The organism is Cellulomonas hominis (assembly GCF_005239125.1).
GTDB lineage: Bacteria > Actinomycetota > Actinomycetes > Actinomycetales > Cellulomonadaceae > Cellulomonas > Cellulomonas hominis_A.
Genome location: NZ_SZYE01000401.1, coordinates 1 through 554 on the forward strand (window position 1 = coordinate 1; position 554 = coordinate 554).

1 protein-coding gene is annotated in these 554 nt (G+C 82.3%); it reads right to left on the minus strand.

The window, feature by feature from the left end; translation table 11 throughout:
• Positions 1 to 84: 84 nt before the first annotated feature.
• Complete coding sequence (locus tag FA014_RS19750; RefSeq protein WP_154731280.1) at positions 85 to 459, minus strand: DUF3017 domain-containing protein; 375 nt, start codon at positions 457 to 459, stop codon at positions 85 to 87.
• Between the last annotated feature and the right edge of the window lie 95 nt (positions 460 to 554).

The window sequence follows — 554 nt, forward strand, 5'->3', positions numbered from 1 at the left end:
GCGGGCGCGGGAGGGGCGCGGGGCGGGTGCGGGGCGGGCGCGGGAGGGGCGCGAGGCGGGCGCGGGCGCGGGTCGGGGCGGGCGTCAGGGGACGTAGGGGGCCGGGACGATCTGCGACAGCACGCCGATCGTCACCGCCAGCCCCGCGAGCACCGCGACGTCCACGGCCCGCCGACGCACGACGAGGGCGGCCGGGGCGCGCCGCACGACCGCCCGGACGACGGCGCAGCAGGCGAGGAACCCCGCCAGCGCCAGGGCGCCCGCCGGAGTGCCGGCCGCGAGCGCGAGCGCGACGCAGAACAGCACGGCGCCCGCGATCACCCACAGCGACCAGTTGCGGTCGGCGGCGAGCGAGGCACGGGCGATGGCGCGCGGGTCGAGCGGCTCGCCGTCGGGTCCGAACCGCTCGTCGTCGGGGCGACCGGCGGCCACGGGGGGCACGCCCTCGTGCTGGCTCACGCGCGCCTCCCTCTCCGCGGCGCGGCGACCGTCGCGCACCGTCACCCCGAGGCTACCCCGCGCGCCCGCGCCCCCCGGAGCCCGCGCCCCTCCCG